Source organism: Streptomyces sp. A0592 (assembly GCF_004795115.1).
GTDB lineage: Bacteria > Actinomycetota > Actinomycetes > Streptomycetales > Streptomycetaceae > Streptomyces > Streptomyces erythrochromogenes.
Genome location: NZ_SSBM01000021.1, coordinates 45184 through 65887 on the forward strand (window position 1 = coordinate 45184; position 20704 = coordinate 65887).

Sequence of the window (20704 nt, forward strand, 5' to 3'; positions counted from 1 at the left end):
CATCTCAGCCCCACACATTAGCTGCGATGTCCCCTCCACCGAGGACGCGAGGGGTCCGTATACCGGTTCCACTACACCCCTCTTGTCCCGTTTACTCCCCGTAAGGGGGAAATCCTGCTGTGAGCTCGCCGACCTCCGTACGTGTCTGCGCGGCTTCCCCGTGCAGCGCGGTGGCGAACAGCTCCGCGATCCGGAGCATCTGCTGCTCCCCCATCCCCTGGGTGGTCACGGCGGCCGTGCCCAGCCTCACACCCCGCTGGTCCCCGTACGGCAGCACGCACGTGTCCAGCACGATCCCGGCGGCCGCCAGCCGGCCGCGGGCGGTCGGTCCGTCCACACCCAGCGGCGCCGGGTCGGCGGTGATCATGTGCGTGTCGGTGCCGCCCGTGGTGACCGTGAACCCGCGCTCCTCCAGCGCCCCCGCCAGCACCCGGGCGTTGGAGACCACCCGGTGGGCGTAGGTGGTGAAGGCCGGCCGGGCCGCCTCGCCGAAGGCCACCGCCTTGGCGGCGATGGTGTGCATCTGGGCCCCGCCCTGGGTGAAGGGGAACACCGCCCGGTCGATGCGCTCGGCGAACTCGGCGCCGCACAGGACCATCCCGCCGCGCGGCCCGCGCAGCACCTTGTGCGTGGTCGCGCAGACGACGTCGGCGTAGGGCACCGGACTCGGCGCGGCCCCGCCGGCCACCAGCCCGATGGGGTGCGCGGCGTCGGCGATCAGATAGGCCCCGACCTCGTCGGCGATCTCCCGGAAGGCCGAGTACTCGGGGTGGCGGGGGTAGGAGATGGACCCGCACACGATGGCCCTGGGCCGGTGCGCCCGGGCGAGGTCCTGCACCTGCCGGTAGTCGATGAGGCCCGTCCCGGCGTCGACCCCGTACCCGACGAAGGTGAACCACTGGCCCGAGAAGTTGGCGGGCGAGCCGTGCGTGAGGTGTCCCCCGTACGGGAGCCCCATCGCCAGCACGGTGTCCCCCGGCCGCAGCAGCGCTGCGTAGGCGGCTAGGACGGCCGAGGAGCCGGAGTGCGGCTGCACGTTCGCGTGCTCGGTCCCGAAGAGGGCCTTGGCCCGCTCGACGGCGATCTGCTCGGCCAGGTCGGCGTACTCGCATCCGCCGTGGTAGCGGGCGCCCGGGTAGCCCTCGGCGTACTTGTTGGCGAGCGGGGAGCCCAGCGCCGCCAGGACGGCCGTCGAGGTGAAGTTCTCCGCGGCGCTCAGCTGCAGCGTGCCGGCCTGCCTGCGGCCCTCCCCGGCGAGCACGTCGGCCATCTGCGGGTCCTGCCGGCGCAGCAGGTCCGTGGGCTGGGTGATGACGCTCATGGCGCGACTCCAGGGGGGTACCGGGTACCAGCCACTGTAGGCCCGGCCCGCCCGTCACGCCTCGCGGCACCGCCGCCCCGCCGGGGCGGTGCCCCGCCGGGGTCAGCGGCGGGCCGTCACGCCCGTCAGGGCCGTCACCACGGGGTCCAGCGCCTGGTCGAGCACCTCCCCGACGCGCTCCTCGCACCGCTCGGCCCCGGAGGGCCTCCCCGGCATCGGCCCGCTGCGCCGGCCTCCGGCCGCCGGGGTCAGCGGCGGGCCGTCACGCCCGTCAGGGCCGTCACCACGGGGTCCAGCGCCTGGTTGATCTCGTCTCCGATGGAGCGGAAGAAGGTGATGGGCGCGCCGTACGGGTCGTAGACCTCGTCCGCGTCGGGCGACGGCGCCAGCAGCCACCCGCGCAGCGCCGCGGCGGCCCGTACGAGCGCCCGCGCCCGCTCCGCCATGCCGTCGTCCAGCGGCGGCAGCGTGGCCGGGTCTATCGCCCGGACCAGCCGGGTGAACTCCTTGAGCGTGAAAGTGCGCAGCCCCGCCGAGTGCCCCATCGAGATGACCTGCGCACGGTGGTCGCGCGTGGCGGTCAGCACCAGGTCGGCGCGTATGACGTGCTCGTCCAGCAGCTCGCGGCCGGTGAACCCGGACGCGTCGGCCCCGAAGTCCTCCAGCACGGCGGCGGCGTTCGCCTCCATCGGGGCGCCCTCGTGGCCCCACGTCCCGGCGCTCTCCACGATGAGGTCGCCGCCGACGGGGCCGCCGAGGCGGTGCGAGAGGGCGTGCCGGGTCAGCCGCTCGGTGATCGGCGAGCGGCACACATTGCCCGTGCTGACGTGGAGTATGCGGAAAGTGCTTCCCCCTGCTATGCCACGCCCCTCAGGGCTCACGGGGCCACCTCGAGGTCGGGTACGACCTCCCGCAGCTGGTCGGCGCTCAGCGCACCCTCCCGCAGCAGCACGGGCACCTTCCCCGTGACGTCGACGATCGACGACGGCTCGATGCCGGGCGTCGGACCGCCGTCGAGGTAGACGGACACCGAGTCGCCGAGCATCTCGCGCGCCGCGTCGCAGTCCTCGGGGGCCGGCTGCCCGGAGAGGTTGGCCGAGGACACCGCCATCGGGCCGACCTCGGTCAGCAGCTCGATGGCGACGGGGTGCAGCGGCATGCGCACGGCCACGGTGCCGTGGGTGTCGCCCAGGTCCCAGGCCAGCGAGGGCTGGTGCTTGGCGACCAGCGTCAGCGCGCCGGGCCAGAAGGCGTCGACGAGTTCCCAGGCCTGCTCGGAGAAGTCCGTGACGAGGCCGTGCAGGGTGTTCGGGGAACCGATGAGCACCGGGGTGGGCATGCCGCGGCCGCGCCCCTTGGCAGCGAGCAGGTCGTGCACGGCCTCCGGGCTGAAGGCGTCCGCGCCGATCCCGTACAGGGTGTCGGTGGGCAGCACGACGAGCTCGCCGCGGCGCACGGCGGATGCGGCTTCGCGCAGACCCGTCTTGCGGTCCGTCGCGTCGTTGCAGTCGTATCGCCGGGCCATCAGCGGGCCTCCTCGTGCAGCAGGGTGGGGGCGGGGGTCGTCGCGCCGGTCACGGCAGTGCCTTGCGGGCGGTGGCGAAGCGCGGGCGGTTGTTGAGGTCGGGGTGGTCGGCGGCGTCGGCCCAGCCCCGTTCCTCGGCGAAGATCCACGGGACCTGGCCGCCCTGGGTGTCGGCGTGCTCGACGACGACGATGCCGCCGGGCCGCAGCAGCCGGTGGGCGGTGCGTTCGAGACCCCGGATGGTGTCGAGGCCGTCCTCGCCGGAGAAGAGCGCCATCTCCGGGTCGTGGTCGCGGGCCTCGGGCGCCACGTACTCCCACTCGGTGAGCGGGATGTACGGCGGGTTGGAGATGACCAGGTCGACCTGGCCGTCCAGCTCGGGCAGCGCGCTCAGGGCGTCGCCCTGGTGGACGGTGACCCGGGAGCCCTCGGCGTTCTTGCGGGTCCACCGCAGGGCGTCCTCGGACAGCTCGACCGCGTGCACGCGCGAGCGCGGCACCTCCTGGGCCATGGCCAGCGCGATCGCACCGGATCCGGTGCACAGGTCGACGATCAGCGGCTCGACGACGTCCATCGCCCGGACGGCCTGTATGGCCCAGTCCACGACCGACTCGGTCTCGGGCCGGGGCACGAAGACCCCGGGCCCGACCTGGAGCTCCAGGTACCGGAAGAAGGCGCGCCCGGTGATGTGCTGGAGCGGCTCGCGCGCCTCGCGGCGGGCGACGGCCTCCCAGTAGCGGGCGTCGAAGTCCGCGTCCTTGACGTGGTGCAGTTCCCCCCGTTTGACGCCGTGCACGAAGGCGGCGAGCTCCTCCGCGTCGAAGCGCGGTGAGGGCACGCCGGCGGCGGCCAGCCGCTGGGTGGCCTGGGCCACCTCGGCAAGCAGCAAGTTCACGCTGGTCCTCCGGGCTGCTGTCGTACGGGGGGTGAAGCGGTTGCGGTCAGTTCGCGGCGGCGAGCTTGGCCGCGGAGTCGGTGTCCACGCAGGCCTGGATGACCGAGTCGAGGTCGCCGTCGAGCACCTGGTCCAAGTTGTACGCCTTGAAGCCGGTGCGGTGGTCCGAGATCCGGTTCTCCGGGAAGTTGTACGTACGGATCTTCTCGGACCGGTCCACGGAGCGGACCTGGCTGCGGCGCACGTCGGAGGCCTCCTGCTCGGCGGCCTCCTGGGCGGCGGCCAGCAGGCGGGAGCGCAGGATGCGCATGGCCTGCTCCTTGTTCTGGAGCTGGCTCTTCTCGTTCTGGCAGGAGGCGACCACACCGGTCGGGATGTGCGTGATGCGCACGGCCGAGTCGGTGGTGTTGACGGACTGGCCGCCGGGGCCGGAGGAGCGGTACACGTCGATGCGGAGGTCGTTCATGTTGATCTCGACCTCGACCTCCTCGGCCTCCGGGGTGACGAGCACGCCGGCGGCGGAGGTGTGGATGCGGCCCTGGGACTCGGTGGCCGGAACGCGCTGGACGCGGTGCACGCCGCCCTCGTACTTCAGGCGGGCCCACACGCCCTGGCCGGGCTCGGTGGCGCCGTTGCCGCCCTTGGTGCGGACGGAGACCTGGACGTCCTTGTAGCCGCCGAGCTCGGACTCGGTGGCGTCGATGATCTCGGTCTTCCAGCCCACACGCTCGGCGTAGCGCAGGTACATGCGCAGCAGGTCGCCGGCGAACAGGGCCGACTCGTCGCCGCCCGCGCCCGCCTTGACCTCCAGGAGCACGTCCTTGTCGTCGCTGGGGTCGCGCGGGACGAGCAGGAGGCGGAGCTTCTCGGTGAGCTCCTCGCGCGCCTGCGTCAGCTCCTTGACCTCGGCGGCGAAGTCCGGGTCGTCCGCCGCGAACTCCTTCGCCGTCTCGATGTCGTCGCCCGTCTGCTTCCAGGCACGGAAGGTAGCGATGATCGGGGTCAGCTCCGCGTAGCGCTTGTTCAGCTTGCGCGCGTTGGCCTGATCGGAGTGGACCGAAGGGTCGGCGAGCTGCTTTTCGAGGTCGGCGTGTTCGCCAACCAGTTCCTCGACCGCCTCGAACATCGGGGGACTCCTGTGGTGAAAGTGCGGGGGACTGCACGGGGTGACGGGCTTGAACGACGACAAAGGCGCCGGTCCGGCCGCCCCCGAGTGGACAGGGGGCGGCCGGAGACCGGCGCCTGGGTCGCGCTACTTCTTGGCCGCGCCCTTGCCGAAGCGCGCCTCGAAGCGGGCCACACGGCCACCGGTGTCGAGGATCTTCTGCTTGCCCGTGTAGAACGGGTGGCACTCGGAGCAGACCTCGGCACGGATGGTGCCCTCGGTCAGGGTGCTACGGGTCGTGAACGACGCGCCGCAGGTGCAGCTGACCGCGGTCTCGACGTACTCGGGGTGAACATCGCGCTTCAAGGTGTCTCCTAGATTCGGGAGGGCGCCGGGTCGCAGGAGCCGAATTGCGCACTGCGTGAACCGGGGCCGACAGACCAGTCTGCCAGGACCGGGCTGCCTGTCAAAATTCTGAGGACATCACCCTCAACGGGAGGGGGTCCCGGTCTATTCCGCCGCCCGTTCGGCGGTCCGTTCCGCGGTCTTTCCGGCAGCCTTCCGGGAGGCTCCCGAGCCCCTTGTCACTGGACGACGGTCCCGGCCGCGCTCTTGTCCCCGGCGGAGTTCGCGGTGGCCTCGGCGGGGATCGGCCGGTCGGCCAGCAGGGCGTCCCAGACCATCTTGGACTCCTTCTGCAGGGGTGCGACGCGGTTCGCGTCGAGCGCGTCCGCGGCCACGGGCAGGGTGATCATCTGCATGTCGCCGGCGTCGATGCCCTGGAGGCTCTGGGCGAAGCCGGCGAGGGACTTCACGTCGCCGAGCGCCTTGTCGGTGGTGAGCGCCTTGGTCCCGGCGTCGGCGAGGTCGAGCAGCTTCTTGGGGTTGTCGAACACGCCGACGCCCTTGACCTGCTTGATCAGCGCCTTGATGAAGGCCTGCTGCAGCTGTATTCGGCCGAGGTCGCCGCCGTCCCCGACGCCGTGGCGGGTGCGGACCAGGCCGAGGGCCTGCTCGCCGTTCAGCTTGTTGGGGCCGGCCGGGAGGTTCAGGTGGCTGAAGTCGTCCTTGATCGGCTTGGTGGTGGTGACCTCGACCCCGCCGAGGGTGTCGATGATCTTCTTGAAGCCGGTGAAGTCGACCTCGATGTAGTGGTCCATGCGGATCCCCGACATCTTCTCGACGGTCTTGACCGCGCAGGCGGCGCCGCCGACGGTGTAGGCCTCGTTGAACTGCTTGCGCCGGCCGCCGGGGTCGGTCTTCCCCTTGCCGCCGGCGGCGCATTCGGGGCGTCCGGTCATGGTGTCGCGGGGTATGGACACGACGCTGGCCTTCTGGCGGCCCTCGTACAGGTGGACGACCATCGCGGTGTCGGAGCGGGCGGAGCCGCCGTCGTCCCGGCCGTACTCGCCGTTGGCTCCGCCCCGGGAGTCGGAGCCGAGGACGAGTATGTCCATCGAGCCGTTGTCGACGTTCGCCGGCCGGTCGGTGCCCAGCGCCTGGTCGATGTCGACGGTTTTCAGGTTGCCGTTGAGCTTGAAGTAGAACCAGCCCAGGCCCGCCCCGCCCAGCAGGACCACCGCGGCGGCGCTCCACGCGGCTATGACGAGGGCCCTGCGGCGCGTCGCCGGTTTGCGTCGGCGCCGGCCTGCGGCGCGCCGGCCGCGGCCCTTGGTGTCCTCGGTCATGGTCTCCTCAGTCCTGAGTCCGGTTCCCGGGTCCGTACCGGCCCGCCTTCCCCCCGCGGGCCCTCTGACACAGACGGGCGAATGCCTTGAAGGGTTCCACGGCCGCCGCAACCCCCCGTACGACCGCTACTTGCGTATGAACCGGGACAAAACTCTGGGTAGCCCGTTCCTCACCTGCGGTTTCGAGCCATACGGCGAAAGCCGCACATCGGTGGTGATGTGGCGAAGCTCGCAACACCGTCGGACGCCTTCCCCAGGCGCTCCGGGCGCCGGGGGAAAGCACGGCAGCCCCCGCCGCGGCGTGCGGCGGGGGCTGCTGTGGCGATGCCTCACGGCCGGCGTGGGACGCCGGTCGACGGCCCTCAGTCGTCGTTCTTGCCCGACGGGGTCGTCTTCGCGATCTGCATCAGGAACTCGGCGTTCGACTTCGTCTGCTTCATCTTGTCGAGGAGCAGTTCGATCGCCTGCTGCGAGTCCAGCGCGTGCAGCACCCGGCGCAGCTTCCACACGATGGCGAGCTCTTCCGCGTTGAGGAGGATCTCCTCCTTGCGGGTGCCCGACGGGTCGACGTCGACGGCCGGGAAGATGCGCTTGTCGGCGAGCTTCCGGTCGAGCTTGAGCTCCATGTTGCCGGTGCCCTTGAACTCCTCGAAGATCACCTCGTCCATGCGCGAGCCGGTGTCGACCAGCGCGGTGGCCAGGATGGTCAGCGAGCCGCCGTCCTCGATGTTGCGCGCGGCACCGAAGAAGCGCTTCGGCGGGTACAGCGCGGTCGAGTCGACACCACCGGACAGGATGCGGCCGGAGGCGGGCGCCGCGAGGTTGTACGCGCGGCCCAGACGGGTGATGGAGTCCAGCAGGACGACCACGTCGTGACCCAGCTCGACGAGACGCTTGGCGCGCTCGATGGCCAGCTCGGCGACGGTGGTGTGGTCCTCGGCCGGGCGGTCGAAGGTCGAGGAGATGACCTCGCCCTTGACCGACCGCTGCATGTCGGTGACCTCTTCCGGACGCTCGTCGACCAGGACGACCATCAGGTGGCACTCGGGGTTGTTCGTGGTGATCGCGTTGGCGATCGCCTGCATGATCATGGTCTTGCCGGTCTTCGGCGGGGCCACGATCAGGCCGCGCTGGCCCTTTCCGATCGGCGACACGAGGTCGATGATGCGGGTGGTCAGCACGCCCGGGTCGGTCTCCAGGCGCAGCCGGTCCTGCGGGTACAGGGGCGTCAGCTTCTGGAACTCCGGTCGGCCGCGGCCGGATTCGGGCGCCATGCCGTTCACCGAGTCGAGGCGCACCAGGGCGTTGAACTTCTCGCGGCGCTCACCGTCCTTGGGCTGGCGCACGGCACCCGTGGTGTGGTCGCCCTTGCGCAGACCCGCCTTGCGGACCTGGGCGAGGGAGACGTACACGTCGTTGGGGCCGGGCAGGTAGCCCGAGGTCCGGATGAACGCGTAGTTGTCCAGGATGTCGAGGATGCCCGCGACGGGGATCAGCACGTCGTCGTCGGCGACCTGCGGCTCGTTCGGCGCGAACTCGTCGCGGCCGCGGCGGCCCCGGCGGTCGCGGTAGCGGCCGCGACGGCCACGGCGGCCGCCCTCGTCGTCGAAGTCGTCCTGCGGGCCCGCGTCCTGGCGGCCCTGCTGGCCCTGGCCCTGACCCTGGCCGCGGCCGCCCTGCTGCTGGCGGTCCTGGCGGTCCGCGCGGTCCTGGCGGTCGGCACGGTCCTGACGGCCGCCGCCCTGGCCGCCCTGCGCGGGCTGGCCCTGGGCCTGGCCGCCCTGGCCCTGCTCGTCGGCCTTGGCGCCACGGTCGCGGCGGTCGCGCTGGCGGTCGCCGCGCTCCCGGCGGTCGCGGCGGCCGCGGCCCTCGCCGTCCTGGCCCTGGGCCTGGCCGGCGGAGACCGCGGTGGCGGCCTCGGCCTTCGGCTCGGCGGGCGCGGCGGCGGTGGCCGTGTCGGCCTTCTGCTCGACCTGTACGGAGACGGGGGCCGAGCCCTCCGGGCTGCCGGAGGGGGCCGTGGCGCGGCGGCGGCGGCGCTCGCCGGCCGGGGCGTCCTCTCCCCCGCTCTCGGCTGCGCTCGAGCGGGAGGGGCCCCCTGCCGGCTGACCCGGGATCTCGATCTGCGCCTGCGCGGCGGCGGGCTTCTCGGCGGGGGCCGCGGGGGCCTCCGCCGGCGCGGCGTCCGCGGCAGCCGTACGGGCCTTGCTGGTGGCGCGGCGCTTCGGCTTGGCCTCGGCGGTGTCCGCGGTGGCGGAGGCGGCGGCCTTGGGGGCACCGCTGCCCGCCTGCGCCTCCTTGATGACCTCGATCAGCTGGCTCTTGCGCATCCGCGCGGTGCCCCTGATGCCGAGGCCCGACGCGACCTGCTGCAGCTCGGCGAGGACCATGCCGTCAAGGCCGGTGCCGGTGCGTCGACGCTTGGGCGCGGCGCCCGCGGCGGGGGCACTGGTGTCGACAGAGGTGTCGGCAGCGCCCATCAGATCGGTGGTGTCGCTCACGAAGGGTCCTTCCCTGGAGCGGACGTCGGCCTGTCTGGCTCGGCGACCGGTTGTGCTGTCCGACGACGGCCCTAGGTGTGGACCGTGCCGGGGCGGTGGTCCGCCGATAGAGATACGGCGGAAAGAAACGTGCGTGGGTTCCGGCGAGAAGCCCCCGAGCTGAAAGCGTGGGAAAATCACGCCGATTCCGGAGCGTGCTCGAAACTGCTGGAAGCGATCAAAGCAGTCGGGGAGGCTCCCGGAAGAAATGTGGTCCCGGATGGGGACACTGAGCACCGAGCCATGGCGGCTTCCGATGCGCACTTGAGACTAACACTACCGGATCCAATAGATATTCCCCCTCTCAATCACCGGCAATCGCGCGCTTCCGCGCGGGCGGCCTGCCCCGGCCGCCCGCCCCTGGCCGACTGGTCCTGCTCGAAGAGCAGGACCTAGCCGACCTGGGTTCCCAGCGGAAGTACGCTCGCGCCCGCGGCGTCGAGGGCGAGCCGGTTGGCCGCCCACCCCTCGCCCGCGAGCTGCGCGACCTTGTCGGCCGCGTCGTTGTCGACCAGCGCGAGGACCGTGGGGCCCGCGCCGGAGATGACCGCGGGGATGCCGTCCGCCCGCAGTCGGTTGACGAGTGCCACGCTCTCGGGCATCGCCGGGGACCGGTACTCCTGGTGGAGCCGGTCTTCGGTGGCCGGCAGCAGCAGCTCGGGGCGCCTGGTCAGGGCTTCCACGAGCAGGCCCGCGCGGCCCGCGTTGACGGCCGCGTCCACGTGCGGGACGGTGCGCGGCAGCAGGCCGCGCGCCGTCTCCGTGAGGACCGGCCGGGAAGGTACGAAGACCACCGGAACGATGGACTCGGCGGGCTCCATCCGGATCGCCCGGGCACTGCCCCCGTCCATCCACGCCAGCGTGAACCCGCCGAGCAGGCAGGCCGCGACGTTGTCGGGGTGGCCCTCGATCTCGGTGGCGAGCTCCAGGAGCGCCGCGTCGTCGAGCTTCGCCTCGCCGCCTATGGTGACGGCGCGGGCGGCCACGATGCCGGCGCAGATGGCGGCGGACGAGGAGCCGAGGCCCCGGCCGTGCGGGATCCGGTTGGCACAGACGACCTCGAGGCCGCGCGGCTGGCCGCCCAGCAGGTCGAAGGCGGTGCGCATGGAGCGTACGAGCAGGTGGCTCTCGTCCCGCGGGAGGGTGTCGGCGCCCTCGCCCGCGATGTCGATGTTCAGGCCGGAGTCGGCCACCCGTACGACGACGTCGTCGTAGAGGCCCAGGGCCAGGCCCAGGGCGTCGAAGCCGGGGCCGAGGTTGGCACTGCTGGCGGGGACGCGCACCCGTACGGCGGCGGCGCGGAACGCTGGACCGGCCATCGTCCGATGACACTCCTTGTGACTGTGCGAGAACTTCGCTCTTCGCTGGCTCGCTGTGAATGTACTGGAGAACGTACGACACCCGAAGGCCCTCGGGGCAGCACCGCAGTCATATGCGCGGTGGCGGATGTAAGTACAGCGTATCGAAGGAAGGTTCTCTCGCGACATAGGGCGCACAGGAGGCGCACGATGCGTGTCGCGGGCTTCGACCGGGTTGGACCCGCTTCGGCCGCACTTTTGTCGTCGTACGGGGTGAGTTGCCGGGTTCCGGAGGGCCCCGGGAGTGCCGTCACGGCACTCGGGGAACCTCCGGAACCCGGCTCACACGGTCGTGCGCTCAGACCAGGCCGAGGCGCACGGCGGCCGCTTCGGCGTCCACCGGAACGGTGACCGGCTGCGGAGCGCCGGCGACCGCCCAGTCGGGGTCCTTGAGGCCGTTGCCGGTGACGGTGCACACGATCCGCTGACCCGGGTCCACCAGGCCCAGCTCGGCGGCCTTGAGCAGACCGGCCACGGACGCGGCCGAGGCGGGCTCGACGAAGACGCCCTCCTGAGCGGCCAACAGGCGGTAGGCGGCGAGGATCTGGCGGTCCGTCACCTCGTCGATGAAGCCGCCAGACTCGTCCCGCGCCTGCAGTGCGTAGTCCCAGGAGGCCGGGTTGCCGATGCGGATCGCGGTGGCGACGGTGTGCGGCTCCTTGACGACCTCGCCGCGCACGATGGGCGCGGAGCCGGAGGCCTGGAAACCCCACACGCGGGGCGTACGGGAGGCCAGGCCGTCGGCCTTGTACTCCTTGAACCCCTTCCAGTACGCGGTGATGTTGCCCGCGTTGCCCACCGGCAGCACGTGCACGTCCGGGGCGTCGCCGAGCGCGTCGACGATCTCGAACGCGGCCGTCTTCTGCCCCTCGATCCGCACCGGATTGACGGAATTGACCAGCGCCACCGGATAGTTGTCGGACAGCGCGCGGGCGAGGTCCAGGCAGTCGTCGAAGTTGCCGTCCACCTGGAGGATCTTGGCGCCGTGCACGAGGGCCTGGCCCATCTTGCCCAGGGCGATCTTGCCGCGGGGCACGAGCACCGCGCAGACCATTCCGGCACGCACCGCGTAGGCGGCGGCGGAGGCCGAAGTGTTGCCGGTGGAGGCGCAGATGACGGCCTTCGCGCCCTCCTCCTTGGCCCGGGTGATCGCCATGGTCATGCCGCGGTCCTTGAAGGACCCGGTGGGGTTCGCCCCCTCGACCTTCAGGTGCACCTCGCAGCCGGTGCGCTCGGACAGCACCTGCGCGGGAACGAGGGGAGTGCCACCCTCGCGGAGCGTGACCACCGGAGTCGTGTCCGTCACCGGCAGGCGGTCCCGGTACTCCTCGATGATCCCGCGCCACTGGTGGGTGCGATTGCTGCTCATGGGTCCTTACTCCCCTTCAACACGCATGATGCTGGCGACACCGCGGACGGTGTCCAGCTTCCGCAGCGCCTCGACGGTCCCCGAGAGGGCGGCGTCGGCGGCGCGGTGGGTGACGACGACGAGGGAGGCCTCCTTGCCGACCCCGTCTGGACGACCCTGCTGCCGGACGGTGTCGATGGACACACCGTGCTCCGCGAACGTCGTCGCCACCTGGGCGAGGACGCCCGGCTTGTCGGCCACATCGAGGCTGATGTGGTAGCGGGTGACGACGTCGCCCATGGGGCTGACCGGCAGCTGGGTGTACGCCGACTCGCCGGGCCCCGTTGCCTCGGCGAGCTTGTTGCGGGCGACGGCGACGAGGTCGCCGAGGACCGCGGACGCGGTCGGGGCGCCGCCCGCACCGGGCCCGTAGAACATCAGCCTCCCGGCGGCGTCCGCCTCGACGAAGACGGCGTTGTACGCCTCGCGGACGGAGGCGAGCGGGTGGCTCAGCGGGATCATCGCCGGGTGGACGCGGGCGGTGACGGACTCGCCGTCCGCGGCGCGCTCCAGGATGGCGAGGAGCTTGATGGTGCAGCCCATCCGCTTGGCGGAGGCGAAGTCCGCGGCGCTGACCTCGGTCATCCCCTCGCGGTACACGTCGTCCAGGCGGACGCGGGTGTGGAAGGCGATGCCGGCCAGGATCGCGGCCTTGGCGGCGGCATCGTAGCCGTCGACGTCGGCGGTCGGGTCGGCCTCGGCGTACCCGAGGGCGGTGGCCTCGTCCAGCGCCTCCTGGTAGCCGGCGCCGGTCGAGTCCATCTTGTCGAGGATGAAGTTCGTCGTGCCGTTGACGATGCCCATCACGCGGTTGATCTTGTCGCCGGCGAGGGACTCGCGCAGCGGGCGGATCAGCGGGATGGCGCCGGCGACGGCGGCCTCGTAGTAGAGGTCGAGCCCGGCCTGCTCGGCGGCGGCGTGCAGCGCGGCGCCGTCCTGGGCGAGCAGCGCCTTGTTCGCGGAGACCACCGAGATGCCGTGCTCGAAGGCGGTGGTGATCAGGGTGCGGGCCGGCTCGATACCGCCGATGACCTCGATGGCGATGTCGATGTCACCGCGTTTGAGGAGGGCGGTCGCGTCGGTGGTGATCAGCGCGGGATCGATGCCCTCGCGCACCTTGGAGGGGCGGCGCACGGCCACGCCGGCGAGCTCGACGGGTGCGCCGATCCTCTGCGTGAGGTCGTCGGCGTGCGTCGTCATGATGCGAGCCACCTCTGAGCCGACCACTCCACAGCCCAGCAGCGCCACCTTCAGCGGACGCGTACGCATCATTCGACCTACGCCTTTCGATCTTCCATCATTACCCCGCGCACGGTTTGCGCGCGGGGTGTGAACCAGTCTCACTCAATGGACAGCACTTTCCATCTTCGGTCCATTGAGTGAGACACCTATTTCATTATCCGACGTCGAGTCGCAGGAGATCTTCCTCCGTCTCGCGGCGAACGATCACTCGCGCCCGTCCGTCACGCACGGCGACCACGGGCGGGCGGAGCGCGTGGTTGTAGTTGCTGGCCATGGAACGGCAGTACGCGCCGGTCGCGGGCACCGCGAGGAGGTCGCCGGGCGCCAGGTCGGCCGGCAGGAACGCGTCCTTCACGACGATGTCACCGCTCTCGCAGTGCTTGCCGACGACGCGCACGAGCATCGGCTCGGCATCGGAAGTACGGGAGACGAGCGCGATGGAGTATTCGGCGTCGTAGAGGGCCGTACGGATGTTGTCGGACATCCCGCCGTCGACGCTGACGTAGGTACGCAGCCCTTCGAGCGGCTTGATCGTCCCCACCTCGTACAGCGTGAACGCGGTCGGGCCGACGATGGCGCGGCCGGGCTCGACGGAGATGCGCGGGGCGCGCAGCCCGGCGCTCTCGCACTCGCGGGCCACGATCTCGGTGAGCGCCTTGGCGATCTCGTGCGGCTCGCGGGGGTCGTCGTTGGAGGTGTACGCGATACCGAGGCCGCCGCCGAGGTCGATCTCGGGCAGTTCGACGCCGTGCTCGTCGCGGACGGCGGCGAGCAGCCGCACGACGCGCTTGGCGGAGACCTCGAAGCCGGCCATGTCGAAGATCTGCGAGCCGATGTGGGAGTGGACGCCCAGCAGCTCCAGCGAGTCGTGCCCGAGGGCGCGGCGCACGGCCTCGGCGGCGGAACCGTCCGCGACGGCGATGCCGAACTTCTGGTCCTCGTGGGCGGTGGCGATGAACTCGTGCGTGTGCGCCTCGACGCCGACGGTCACGCGGATCTGCACGGGCTGGCGCACGCCGAGCTCGCGGGCGATGTGCGCGACGCGGGCGATCTCCTGGAAGGAGTCGAGCACGATCCGCCCGACCCCCGCCTCGACGGCCCGGCGGATCTCGCTCTCGGACTTGTTGTTGCCGTGGAAGGCGATCCGGTCGGCCGGCATCCCGGCGGCGAGGGCGGTCGACAGCTCCCCGCCCGAGCACACGTCCACGTTGAGCCCCTCTTCCTTCAGCCACTTCACGACGGCCTTGGAGAGGAACGCCTTACCGGCGTAGAAGACGTCGGCGTCCTTGCCGAAGGCGGTCGCCCAGGCCCGGCAGCGGGCCCGGAAGTCGTCCTCGTCCAGGAAGTACGCGGGCGTCCCGAACTCCTCGGCGAGCTTGGTGACTTCGATGCCGCCGACGGAGACGACGCCGTCGTCCTCGCGCCGTACGGTACGGGCCCAGACCTTCTCGTCGAGCGCGTTCAGGTCGGCGGGCGGCGGGGAGTAGTGCCCTTCGGGCAGGACGTCGGCGTGGCGGGGCCCGGCGGGGTGCGCGGAACGGCTCATCGGATTCTCTCTTCGCGGTTCATAGGCGTTCGGGTGCGTCCATGCCGAGCAGGGCCAGGCCGCCGGCCAGCACCGTCCCGGCGGCTTCGGCGAGTGCCAGCCGGGCGCGGTGGGCGGCCGAGGGTTTCTCGTCGCCCTGGGGCAGTACGCGGTACTGGAAGTCGAGCAGCGCGTCGGCCAGCTCGACGAGGTGCCGGGTGAGCCGCTCGGGCGCGCGGTGGTGCGCGGCGGCCTCCAGTACGAGGGGGTGGTCGGCGAGGAGGCGCAGCAGGGCGGGGGCCTCGTCGACCTCGCCCGCTTCCGGGTGGAAGCCGAGCTGCTCGGCGTTCCGCACGAGGGCCCGGCTGCGCGCGTGGGCGTACCGCACCCGGAAGGACTCGCTCGCCTCGCCCTGTACGAGCAGCTGCGCGCCGGAGAAGGAAGGGGTCTCGCGGGCGGGCGTGGCGAGCATCGCCCAGCAGGCGGCGTCGGCCCCGTAGCGGGCGACGACGTCGCCGTCGCGCTGGGCGACGGGGGCGACGGGGGCGGCGAGGGCGACGGCCTGATGCCCGGCCCCGGTGGTGAGGCCCTGAACGCCGAGAATCCGCAGAACGCTCCGGCGCACGACGCGCTCGCGCAGCCCGAGCCCACTGTCGTCGGCGGGGACGACACGGGCGGCTCGGCCGCGAACGTCCCGGTTGATCACGTCGGTGATGACCGCGGGCGCGGAGGGGGCGGGCAGCACGAAGTTGAGGAACCCGGCTCCGGTGACCTCGACGCGTTCGATGCCGGGCTCGGCGCCGAGCCGGCGGGCCAGTACGCCGGCCACGTCACGGGGCCGGCTTCCGGCGGCCTTGGCGACCTGGAAGGCGACGGGGGTGGCGTAGTCCCCCACCCCGCCGGGCCGCGTCCGCTCGACGACGACCCGCTCGGGCGCGACCGCACCCGCGGCGAGCTCCCCGTCGTCAACGGCGCAGCGCACGGCGCGTACGACGCAACGGGAGAGGTCTGCGGGGGTCACGGGACCAGCCTAGGCGAGACGCACGGTCATCCCGCGAAGGGTTTCGCCATGTGAACAGCAGGCCCGTCCGGGGCTTCAGCCCCGGCCCCTCCCGGCGGGAGCGCCCTTCCTCCCGTCGCGCCGGTCCTTGCGCTCGACGAGCCGACGTACGACGCGTACGAGTTCGGTGGGCTCGAAGGGCTTGGCGAGGAAGGCGTCGACCCCGGCCGCGATCCCGGCCTCGACCTCCTGCTGCGAACAGGCGCTGACGATGGCGACGGGCACGTCCTGGGTCCGCGGATCGGCCCGCAACTGCGCGGCGGCCCCGAACCCGTCCAGCCGCGGCATGACCACATCAAGAGTGATCACATCGGGACACACCCGGTGCACCACGTCCAGACACTCGGCACCATCGTTCGCGGTCACGACCTCGAAGCCCTCCAGCTCGAGATTGACCTTGATCAGCTGCCGGATGACCTTGTTGTCGTCGACGACGAGGACCCGGCCAGAGACGCCTGGCACAACTCGAGAGTAGGTCGACGCGGGCCCCCGCGTCCGGGTTTTTGCCACTTCCACCCCGTGCGGGGGACGCACTCCCCCGTCCCCCACAAAACGGTTCCTGATCACCCCGCGGAAGCTGGTAGTGTTCAACCCGTCGCCGCACCACAAGCGACACGCCCCCGTAGCTCAGGGGATAGAGCAACGGCCTCCGGAGCCGTGTGCGCAGGTTCGAATCCTGCCGGGGGCACTTCGCAGGAAGTGCCCAAAGACCCCGCCATCAGCGGCAACGCTGAGACGGGGTCTTCGCGTATGCGCAGCCAACTGGAGTGCTGTGTATCTGGTTCTGGCTTCTGCGGACCGGAACCGTTCTGGTCAGGCCTTGCGTTGGGCGTTCCAGATCGCGTGGTCCAGCTCCCAGGGGGTGCAACCCACCTGCGTCGCCGCCTCCTTGACCAGGCGGGTTGCCTCCGATGCAGTCACCGGGCGGTGCAGTACGCCTTGCAGCCAGCGGAGGATCATGCGGTCCGGCTTGATGCGGTCGTCGGCGCCCACCAGCATCCACAGGTAGGCGAGGCGGGCGCCTGAGCCGTGGCCGGGGATTCCGGCGAGGTGGCGTTCGACGCGTACCAGGCGGTCCGTGTCGGCGAGGAGCGCGTCTGCGTCGGCGAGGGTGTTCACGCCGTGGGACGTCAGGATCTCGGCGTAGCCGAGGGCGGCCTCCGTCTTTCGTGGGGCGCCGCGGTGTGCCCGCGTGCGCTGGCGGTTCAGCAGGACCTCTGCCGAGAATGCCTCCACACCCGCGGTCCGGACCCGGGTCACGAAGTCACTGAGCGGCTGTTCGTCAGTGGCCGGTGGGTACGGGGTGAGTCCGGCCCATGTCGCGTAGCGGTGGCAGGTCGGGGCCGTGTGCCGGTCGTAGTCGGCATTGATGGAGAAAACGGCGTCGAGGACGCACAAGGACATGTGGGCCCACCGTCGGCCCCGCGGCTCGACCGCGAGGCCTATGGCGCCGACGACGACACGGGCTACTTCATCCATGGTCCCCCAATGGCACAGCTGCGGAGCAGTGTTGCACGTCGAGAGGCTGCGGACGGGTTTCCGGTGGTCCGTACGAGGGGTGGGCCGGGGATGCTGTGGGTTTGGGGGGTGGGGGCCGGGCAAGGGGCTGCCTAAGGTGGGTGGTGAGGCCGCATCGTGCTGCTGACCTGGCGCTTTGCGGGAGAGAGCTCGGACGGATGGGGCGGCACGATGCGTGAGTTGGTGGAGACGGCGCGGCAGTGGGTGGCCGAAGGGCGGACGGGATATCTGGCCCGGCCCGTCACCGAGCAGGGCTTCGGGCCGCGGGATCCCGCCGGGGCCGTGCTCGTCGACCCGCGGGGGGAGTGCGTCGGCAGCCTGTACCGAGGGGTCTTCGACGCCGAGCTCGTCGCCGAGGCGGTGGCCATGGCGCCCGGGGCCACCGCGCGGGTGTGTGAGGTGTCCGTGTCCGGGGACGAGGCCGTGGCGGCGAAGCTGACCTGCGGCGGGCAGGCCGAGGTGCTGCTCCAGCCGCTGGCGGCGATTCCCGCCGAGTGGTGGGAGCTGCTCGGTGAGGGCGTCGGGGTGGCGTTGGTGACCCGGTTGAACGAGGCGGCGGACCGGGCGTCCAGTGAGGTCGTACGAGCCACCGCGGTGCCGGGCGACGATGCCGGTCGGCGGGCCGGGGAGCTGCTGGCCACGCGGCGGGCCGGGCGCGACGCCCTGTACGGGGAGTCCGGCCTCGTGCTGGTCGAGGCCCACCCGTCGGCCCCCTGCGTGGTGATCGGGGGCGGGGGTGAGCTGGCCGCCGTCATCGAGCGGCAGGCGCTGCTGCTGGGCTGGGAGGCCGTACGGGTCGAGGCCGCCGGGCCTGCGGTCGAGGTGATCGAAGCGCGCCGGGACGCCGCGTGCGTGGTCGTGCTGAGCCACGACGAGCAGTTCGACGTGCCGACGCTGCGGGCGGCGCTGGCCGCCGGGGTGCCGTACATCGGGGCGCTCGGGTCGCGGCGTACGACGGCCCGCCGGCGGGAGGGGCTGCTCGCGGCCGGGGTCACCGACGCGGAGCTGGCCCGGGTGCACGGGCCGATCGGTCTCGACCTCGGCGCCCGCACGCCGGCGGAGACCGCGCTGGCGATCTGCGCCGAGATCCTCGGAGTACTGGGGGCGCGCAAGGCGGGTGCGCTGCGGGACACCGACGGGCCCATCAATACCTGAATACCTGAGCCCCCTCCCGGTCCCCGTGACGCCTGAGATGCGCGTAATGGTGGGATGTGGGGGAAAATGCTCCGTATGGACATGATCCTGAGCGTGGACTCGATCCTCACGGATGTGGCGTGGTTCCCGGTCATCGGACTGGCCGTCGTCGCCCTGCTGCTCGGCGGCTTCAAGCTGGGCCAGCTGGTCCGGGCCAAGGAGCCGCCACCCCCCGCCGCCGAGGAGCAGCCGCACCTGCCCAACGGCGGAGCCGTCTACGAGGTCCGCGAGGAGCGGGACCAGGTGGAGATCCCCGAGGGCGGTCTGAGACCGCACGAGATGCAGGGCTACGGGAACTTCGGCTCCACCACCTCCAGCCACCCCGACGAGGTCCGCAAGGAGCGCGAGTCCGGCTACAAGCTGCCCGAGGGGCCGGGGCCGCACCCGCAGCCCGGGGCTCCCCCGGACGCCGGGCGCGGGGCGCACGCCTGACCCGCCACGATCCAGGTCCACGACGCCCCCTCTGACCCGCGCACTCCCGCGCGGGTCAGACGTCTGTCCGCAGCCGCAGCACCTCGGGGGGCGGGTGCCGGGCCGAGGTGTGCCGGACCTCCGCCGTGAGCGGCGGGTCCAGGACGCGGTACGGGACCTCCCCGAGTCCGATGGCGGTGACGGTGGCACTGACAGGGGCGGTGGCGCTCGCGGTGTCCGGCGGCTCGGCGGTGCCGCGCGCGGCGGCGGCCTCGGCCACCTCCCGCCGCAGCGCCGCCGTCAGCGGGCTCGAAACCAGCGGGGTCTCGTCCCCGACCGGCAGGACGAGCACCAGGGCGAGCGGCCGGCGCGGGGTGCCGGTGTAGCCGACCACCGCCGCGTCCCGGACGTCGGTGTGCCGCAGCTTCTGCCAGCCGCGCCGCCCGGCCGGGTAGGCCTGGTCCAGGCGTTTGACGACGAGGCCCTCGATGCCGCTGGCGGGGAGCGTCTCGTACCAGGTGGCGGCCAGTTCCGGGTCGGTCGTCATCGGGACCGGCTGGAGCGGCGGCCCGAGGGGCAGGAGCAGGTCGACGAGGAGGGCCCGGCGGCGTTCGTACGGGCGGGCGCGCACGTCCAGCCCGGCCAGTTCCAGCACGTCGAAGGCGGCGTACGAGGCCGGCAGGCTCTGCGCGAGCACGGCGGCCCGGGCGGCGGTGGCCGCCGCCCGCCGCTGGACGAGGGCGAAGTCCGTGCGGCCCGCGTGCCAGACCACCACCTCGCCGTCGAGGACGGTCCCGGCGGGCAGCTGCAGTGCGGCCGCGGCCAGGTCCGGGAACGCGCTGGTGACGATCCGCCCGGAGCGGGCCTGGAGCGCCACGTCGGCCGCCGAGCGTGCGATGACCAGCCGGTGCCCGTCGAACTTCGGTTCGTAAGCCAACCCCGGACCGCGCGGCAGGGTGCGTACGGCGGCGGCCAGCGCGACGCGGATCACGGCCGGGCCCTCGGGAGCGGGCGGCCCCGCGCGGGGTCGGCCAGCGGGGCGAAGAGGTCGCCGTCGCGGACGAGTCGCGGCCCGATGTCGTCGGCGAGGAAGACCAGGTCGGCGGGGGTGCGGCAGGCGACGACCTCCGCCCAGGAGACGGGGGCGGAGACGGCGGGGCGGGCCCGCGCGCGCAGGGTGTAGGCGGCGGCGGTGGTCTTGGCGGCGGCGTTCTGGCTGTGGTCGACGAAGACCTTGCCGGGGCGCAGGGCCTTGGCCATGCGGTGGACGACGAGGTCGGGGAGCTCGCGCTCGGCCTCCTGGGCGAGCTGCTTCGCGTACGCGGACACCTGCGCGGACGGGGTCGGCTCCAGGGGCACGGCGAGGTGCAGGCCCTTGGAGCCGGAGGTCTTGGCGTAGGCGTCGAGGCCGTCGGCGGCGAGGCGGTCGCGCAGCCACAGGGCGGCGGCGCTGCACTCGACGACGGACGCGGGCGCGCCGGGGTCGAGGTCGAGGACCATGCGGTCGGCCACGGCCGGGCTGCCGGCCGGCCACTGGTGGATGTGGAACTCGACGACGAGGTTGGCGGACCACATGAGGGTGGCCATGTCGGCGACGACCACCTGTTCGGCGGAGGGGTCCTCGGAACGGGGCACGGGGGTGGTCCTCACCCAGTCGGGTGCGCCGGGCGGCGGGTTCTTGGTGAAGAACAGCTGGCCCTCCGGTCCGTCCGGATAGCGCAGGAAGGACACGGCCCGGTCGTGGATCTGGGCGAGCAGGGGCTCCGCGACGGTGGCGTAGTAGTGCAGCACCTCGCCCTTCGTGAAACCGGTCTCCGGGTAGAGGACCTTGTCGAGGTTGCTGAGCGCGATGCGACGGCCCTCCACCAATGTGATCGGCGTCATACGATGAGACTGCCACGAAACAGGAGGAAC

Annotated in this window: 19 protein-coding genes and 1 tRNA gene; 3 read left to right on the forward strand and 17 right to left on the reverse strand. The window is 72.1% G+C overall.

Annotation, left to right across the window (positions count from 1 at the left end):
- Positions 1 to 91: 91 nt before the first annotated feature.
- The 14 genes from glyA to E6U81_RS26250 all read right to left on the reverse strand — a co-directional run bounded on the left by glyA (position 92) and on the right by E6U81_RS26250 (position 16201).
- Complete coding sequence (gene glyA, locus E6U81_RS26185) at positions 92 to 1321, reverse strand: serine hydroxymethyltransferase (RefSeq protein ID WP_136232544.1); 1230 nt, start codon at positions 1319 to 1321, stop codon at positions 92 to 94.
- 248 nt (positions 1322 to 1569) lie between these two features.
- Positions 1570 to 2202: a protein-tyrosine-phosphatase gene (locus E6U81_RS26190; RefSeq protein WP_136232545.1), complete on the reverse strand. Its 633-nt coding sequence runs from the start codon at positions 2200 to 2202 to the stop codon at positions 1570 to 1572.
- Entirely contained in the window at positions 2199 to 2846 is a 648-nt protein-coding gene (locus E6U81_RS26195; protein ID WP_030660276.1) for an L-threonylcarbamoyladenylate synthase, read from the reverse strand. Before E6U81_RS26195 ends, E6U81_RS26190 begins: the two co-directional genes overlap by 4 nt.
- A 49-nt stretch (positions 2847 to 2895) precedes the next feature.
- Positions 2896 to 3741 (reverse strand): peptide chain release factor N(5)-glutamine methyltransferase, encoded by an 846-nt coding sequence (gene prmC, locus E6U81_RS26200; RefSeq protein ID WP_030853584.1) that lies wholly within the window; start codon positions 3739 to 3741, stop codon positions 2896 to 2898.
- Positions 3742 to 3787: 46 nt separating this feature from the next.
- Entirely contained in the window at positions 3788 to 4867 is a 1080-nt protein-coding gene (gene prfA, locus E6U81_RS26205; protein ID WP_136232546.1) for a peptide chain release factor 1, read from the reverse strand.
- 126 nt (positions 4868 to 4993) lie between these two features.
- The gene (gene rpmE / locus E6U81_RS26210; protein ID WP_030008686.1) at positions 4994 to 5212 is read right to left on the reverse strand and encodes a 50S ribosomal protein L31; all 219 of its coding nucleotides are present in this window, start codon (positions 5210 to 5212) and stop codon (positions 4994 to 4996) included.
- Positions 5213 to 5430: 218 nt separating this feature from the next.
- Positions 5431 to 6534, reverse strand: a complete 1104-nt coding sequence (locus E6U81_RS26215; protein ID WP_136232547.1) for an LCP family protein — start codon at positions 6532 to 6534, stop codon at positions 5431 to 5433.
- A gap of 362 nt (positions 6535 to 6896) precedes the next feature.
- Positions 6897 to 9035, reverse strand: coding sequence for a transcription termination factor Rho (rho, locus tag E6U81_RS26220; protein WP_136232548.1), 2139 nt, complete (start codon positions 9033 to 9035; stop codon positions 6897 to 6899).
- A 431-nt stretch (positions 9036 to 9466) separates the two neighbouring features.
- Positions 9467 to 10393: a homoserine kinase gene (gene thrB / locus E6U81_RS26225; protein WP_136232549.1), complete on the reverse strand. Its 927-nt coding sequence runs from the start codon at positions 10391 to 10393 to the stop codon at positions 9467 to 9469.
- A 337-nt stretch (positions 10394 to 10730) separates the two neighbouring features.
- Entirely contained in the window at positions 10731 to 11801 is a 1071-nt protein-coding gene (gene thrC, locus E6U81_RS26230; RefSeq protein WP_031148238.1) for a threonine synthase, read from the reverse strand.
- A 6-nt stretch (positions 11802 to 11807) separates the two neighbouring features.
- Complete coding sequence (locus tag E6U81_RS26235; RefSeq protein WP_136232594.1) at positions 11808 to 13109, reverse strand: homoserine dehydrogenase; 1302 nt, start codon at positions 13107 to 13109, stop codon at positions 11808 to 11810.
- Positions 13110 to 13236: 127 nt separating this feature from the next.
- Positions 13237 to 14628 carry a diaminopimelate decarboxylase gene (gene lysA / locus E6U81_RS26240; RefSeq protein ID WP_136232550.1) on the reverse strand — a complete coding sequence of 464 codons (1392 nt, stop codon included), beginning with the start codon at positions 14626 to 14628 and terminating at the stop codon, positions 13237 to 13239.
- Between the two features lie 19 nt (positions 14629 to 14647).
- Positions 14648 to 15628, reverse strand: a complete 981-nt coding sequence (nrtL, locus tag E6U81_RS26245; RefSeq protein ID WP_136232551.1) for an ArgS-related anticodon-binding protein NrtL — start codon at positions 15626 to 15628, stop codon at positions 14648 to 14650.
- A gap of 75 nt (positions 15629 to 15703) precedes the next feature.
- Positions 15704 to 16201: a response regulator gene (locus tag E6U81_RS26250; RefSeq protein WP_136232552.1), complete on the reverse strand. Its 498-nt coding sequence runs from the start codon at positions 16199 to 16201 to the stop codon at positions 15704 to 15706.
- Positions 16202 to 16283: 82 nt separating this feature from the next.
- Here E6U81_RS26250 and E6U81_RS26255 point away from each other — a divergent pair.
- Positions 16284 to 16355: transfer RNA gene (locus E6U81_RS26255), tRNA-Arg, on the forward strand.
- Positions 16356 to 16480: 125 nt separating this feature from the next.
- Here E6U81_RS26255 and E6U81_RS26260 read toward each other — a convergent pair.
- Positions 16481 to 17146 carry a hypothetical protein gene (locus E6U81_RS26260; protein ID WP_136232553.1) on the reverse strand — a complete coding sequence of 222 codons (666 nt, stop codon included), beginning with the start codon at positions 17144 to 17146 and terminating at the stop codon, positions 16481 to 16483.
- A gap of 210 nt (positions 17147 to 17356) precedes the next feature.
- Here E6U81_RS26260 and E6U81_RS26265 point away from each other — a divergent pair, with 210 nt between their 5' ends.
- The gene (locus tag E6U81_RS26265; RefSeq protein ID WP_136232554.1) at positions 17357 to 18340 is read left to right on the forward strand and encodes an XdhC/CoxI family protein; all 984 of its coding nucleotides are present in this window, start codon (positions 17357 to 17359) and stop codon (positions 18338 to 18340) included.
- A gap of 75 nt (positions 18341 to 18415) precedes the next feature.
- Positions 18416 to 18811: a DUF6479 family protein gene (locus E6U81_RS26270; RefSeq protein ID WP_053630143.1), complete on the forward strand. Its 396-nt coding sequence runs from the start codon at positions 18416 to 18418 to the stop codon at positions 18809 to 18811.
- 55 nt (positions 18812 to 18866) lie between these two features.
- On the opposite strand, the gene E6U81_RS26275 is transcribed toward E6U81_RS26270, so the two are convergent.
- Positions 18867 to 19778: an ATP-dependent DNA ligase gene (locus E6U81_RS26275; RefSeq protein ID WP_136232595.1), complete on the reverse strand. Its 912-nt coding sequence runs from the start codon at positions 19776 to 19778 to the stop codon at positions 18867 to 18869.
- Positions 19778 to 20674, reverse strand: coding sequence for a non-homologous end-joining DNA ligase (gene ligD, locus E6U81_RS26280; protein ID WP_136232555.1), 897 nt, complete (start codon positions 20672 to 20674; stop codon positions 19778 to 19780). The genes E6U81_RS26275 and ligD overlap by 1 nt, the downstream gene beginning before the upstream one ends.
- Positions 20675 to 20704: the final 30 nt, after the last annotated feature.

What these genes read in the sequence shown, in the direction of transcription:
- thrC (WP_031148238.1), bottom strand. Translation starts at nt 11,801, where the DNA reads ATGAGCAGCAATCGCACCCACCAGTGGCGCGGGATCATCGAGGAGTAC.
- prfA (WP_136232546.1), bottom strand. Translation starts at nt 4,867, where the DNA reads ATGTTCGAGGCGGTCGAGGAACTGGTTGGCGAACACGCCGACCTCGAA.
- E6U81_RS26195 (WP_030660276.1), bottom strand. Translation starts at nt 2,846, where the DNA reads ATGGCCCGGCGATACGACTGCAACGACGCGACGGACCGCAAGACGGGT.
- glyA (WP_136232544.1), bottom strand. Translation starts at nt 1,321, where the DNA reads ATGAGCGTCATCACCCAGCCCACGGACCTGCTGCGCCGGCAGGACCCG.
- lysA (WP_136232550.1), bottom strand. Translation starts at nt 14,628, where the DNA reads ATGAGCCGTTCCGCGCACCCCGCCGGGCCCCGCCACGCCGACGTCCTG.
- E6U81_RS26215 (WP_136232547.1), bottom strand. Translation starts at nt 6,534, where the DNA reads ATGACCGAGGACACCAAGGGCCGCGGCCGGCGCGCCGCAGGCCGGCGC.
- E6U81_RS26270 (WP_053630143.1), top strand. Translation starts at nt 18,416, where the DNA reads ATGGACATGATCCTGAGCGTGGACTCGATCCTCACGGATGTGGCGTGG.
- ligD (WP_136232555.1), bottom strand. Translation starts at nt 20,674, where the DNA reads ATGACGCCGATCACATTGGTGGAGGGCCGTCGCATCGCGCTCAGCAAC.
- E6U81_RS26235 (WP_136232594.1), bottom strand. Translation starts at nt 13,109, where the DNA reads ATGCGTACGCGTCCGCTGAAGGTGGCGCTGCTGGGCTGTGGAGTGGTC.
- E6U81_RS26260 (WP_136232553.1), bottom strand. Translation starts at nt 17,146, where the DNA reads ATGGATGAAGTAGCCCGTGTCGTCGTCGGCGCCATAGGCCTCGCGGTC.
- E6U81_RS26265 (WP_136232554.1), top strand. Translation starts at nt 17,357, where the DNA reads ATGCGTGAGTTGGTGGAGACGGCGCGGCAGTGGGTGGCCGAAGGGCGG.
- thrB (WP_136232549.1), bottom strand. Translation starts at nt 10,393, where the DNA reads ATGGCCGGTCCAGCGTTCCGCGCCGCCGCCGTACGGGTGCGCGTCCCC.